At 35.4% G+C, this 3,191-nt stretch carries 2 protein-coding genes; both read right to left on the bottom strand.

Annotation, left to right across the window (positions count from 1 at the left end):
- Positions 1-362: 362 nt before the first annotated feature.
- A complete protein-coding gene (locus AC07XN_RS23895; protein WP_309916775.1) occupies positions 363-1,700 on the bottom strand; it encodes an ammonium transporter in 1,338 nt (445 codons plus the stop codon).
- A gap of 97 nt (positions 1,701-1,797) precedes the next feature.
- On the bottom strand, positions 1,798-2,955 hold the full coding sequence (locus AC07XN_RS23900; protein WP_494744873.1) for a porin: 1,158 nt from the start codon (positions 2,953-2,955) through the stop codon (positions 1,798-1,800).
- Between the last annotated feature and the right edge of the window lie 236 nt (positions 2,956-3,191).

Raw genomic sequence — 3,191 nt, forward strand, 5'->3', positions numbered from 1 at the left:
GTTGATTAAAAGTAAAGGACTGATTAGTATAGATCATATCATTGAAATCTAAGTTTTCTATCCTGCCAATGTCAAAAAATCTGCTACAGTTTCGTAGCAGAATTTTTTATGAAATACAAAGGGATTATCTATAAGGATTATTTACTTATTAGATAATGTAAAACTCAAGCTGTTAAAAGAATTAAAACATCCCTTATCCCCAATATTCAAAGTATTATGAGTCGATTTTAAGCGTCATTTTAGTGCCATTATTTTGTTATGTTGGCATATTAAAAGCATAAAAAGCCCTCTGACATAGTCTGAGGGCTTTCCTTCTGAAACAAAACCACAAGAACCATTACTTGTGGTAAAGTTTTAATATTTTATGCTTCTGCAAGGAATTCATCGTGTTGAGAAATATCCAAACCTACTCTTTCTTCTTCTTCAGTTACACGTAAAGGAATGATTTTATCTGTAATGAATAATAAGAAATATGAAAGACCAAATGCGAAAGCTGAAACAACTACAAGAGCTACTAAGTGCTTGATGAATAAAGCTGGGTCACCAGTGATGAAGAAACCTTGTTCTGTTTCAACAACTGCACCATTAACTGCTTTAGAAGCAAATAAACCAGTCATTACCATACCTACCATACCACCTACACCATGGCAAGGGAATACATCTAAAGTATCATCTAATTTAGAATTAGCTCTCCAGTGTGCCGCAACGTTTGAAATAATAGCAGCGATTGTACCAATTGTGATAGCGGCTGTTACTGAAACAAAACCAGATGCAGGCGTAATAGCAACTAAACCTACTACAGCACCGATAGAGAAACCTAACGCTGAAACTTTACGACCACGTGTTACATCAAATAAAATCCAAGAAAGACCAGCAGAAGCAGCTGCTACGTGAGTAGTTGCAAATGCAGATACTGCTAATGGACTAGCACCTACTGCTGAACCAGCATTGAAACCGAACCAACCGAACCAAAGTAAACCAGTACCTAATAATACGTAAGGAATGTTTGCTGGAGGAAGAATATTCGCTTCAACGTGTGACTTACGACGTTTTAAATATAATGCACCTGCTAAAGCAGCCCAACCTGCACTCATGTGTACAACTGTACCACCAGCGAAGTCAAGAACACCATATTTAAACAACCAACCTTCTGGGTGCCATGTCCAGTGTGCTAACGGAGCATAAACTACTACACAGAAAAGCACCATAAATAATACAAATGCACGGAAGTTAATACGCTCTGCTAAAGCACCCGAAATAAGTGCTGGCGTAATAACGGCGAATTTCATTTGGAAAAATGCAAACAAAGCGAATGGAATAGTACCAGCTAATGGCCAAGGCTTACCATCAAATACTCCTTGGAACATAAAGTAAGTAGAAGGGTTACCTACAAAACCTCCGATTGTTTCTCCGAAAGCTAAGCTGAAACCAAATACTACCCAAATAACTGTAATTACACCCATTGCAATAAATGATTGCAACATTGTAGAAATTACGTTTTTGTGGTTAACCATACCACCATAAAAGTAAGCTAAACCAGGAGTCATTAATAATACTAAACCTGAAGATACTAGCATCCAAGCAGTATCACCTGTATCAATGCCTTCTGTTACCGCAGCACCCGGAGCAGGAACAAATGCTGCTCCAATTGCAATAATAAGCAAAATGAGAATTGGAATAAATGTTGGTTTTTGTGTCATTGTGATTAGTGTTTTAGGGGTTTATTATGGAATTGTTTACAGAAACTAAATTACACATAACCAGCTATATTTTAGCTGATTATGTGTATTATTATCATTAAAACTTATAAATCATAGCCCAAGTAAAAGTAGATTGAGATTTTGTACTTACTCCGTCACCATCTACGAAGAAATTTTTGTCATAAGAATCAACTCTGAATTCAGGCTTCAACAATAAGTGACCATCCGCTACTGTAAAAGTTGGTGTGATAGTAAATGAAGTAACTTTAACACCAATAGCTGGGGTTGTTACATTTCCATTATCATCTGTAACAGCAGGAATAACCAAACCAGTAACAGCATTTGTATTAGAGAAAGACTCATATCTTGCACCTAAACTAAAAGTACTTGAGAAGTCATATTTTGGATAAACTGCAAATCCACCCCATGTCTTACCATCGCCAGTAGCATAATTTTGCTTACCAGTTGCAGCATTTAAGCCTAGCAAGAATTTCTCAGTTACTTGATAAGTAGTTGTTAAATCCAATAAGTTATAAGTACCAGCATCTGTAATACCAGTAGCTTCGTTTTTAGGATTACGATTAGCAGTGATTCCGTTCACATAAACGTTCCAGCCAGCAACAGGTTGAACAAATACTTGTGCAATTAAACCTGGCTTGTCATTGTTGCTGTAAAGTTGGTCAACACCATTTACAATACCACCCATCAAAGCAAATTTGTCAGAGACTGTGTAAGCTGCTTTCACTCCAACATGGTAGAATGGACCATTGTTGAATAAGTTAGAAAGTGAGTAGTGATAGTTTACTGGCGCATCGATAACTTCATAACCGATATGCGTACCAAATTGACCTGCTGTCAAAGTTAATTTATCTGTAGCCTTCCAGTTGAAATAAGCTTGTTTAATAGCTAGAGAAGAACCAGCAGAACCATTTCCTAATACACTGAATGCGTTACCATAGTTCCCTAAGTCAGCATTTGGACCAAATGTCAAGTCAACAACTACATCTGATTTACTAGTAGAATATCCAATTTTAGTTTGAACAAGACCTAATGAAAACCCAGTTTTTTGATCGAATGCTCTAGCTGTCTTAGATGCACCCACATTCTTCATATCTTTAGGATTATTGAAGTTGTGTAAGTAGTAAGAATCAATATATCCAGAGAAAGTAAACTTACCTTTGTCCTCCTCTTTTTCTTGAGAAAATGCAGGAACGGCTAAAAACAAAGAAAATAACGTGATTAAGGTTTTTTTCATAATAATATTTGGTTGAATGTTTAAATATTAATGCTTGATTACAGTGCAAATATTATAGGTAAAATTTACTATTCCAAATTTTATGTGCAAATTTTTAACCTATTTTAGGCTTTTTTTCAAAAAATAATCCAAAACAGGTATAATTTTAACCACATATTGGGGAAAAATGTCAATATTTTTATCCTACAAGTTCATTTTTAACATATTCTGTAATATTGCCAAAAAACCAAATATTC

The organism is Arcicella sp. GW458-12-2-14-TSB2 (genome assembly GCF_059423785.1).

Excerpts from the sequence above, each read along its gene's own strand:
- AC07XN_RS23895 (WP_309916775.1), bottom strand. The coding sequence starts at position 1,700 with ATGACACAAAAACCAACATTTATTCCAATTCTCATTTTGCTTATTATT.
- AC07XN_RS23900 (WP_494744873.1), bottom strand. The coding sequence starts at position 2,955 with ATGAAAAAAACCTTAATCACGTTATTTTCTTTGTTTTTAGCCGTTCCT.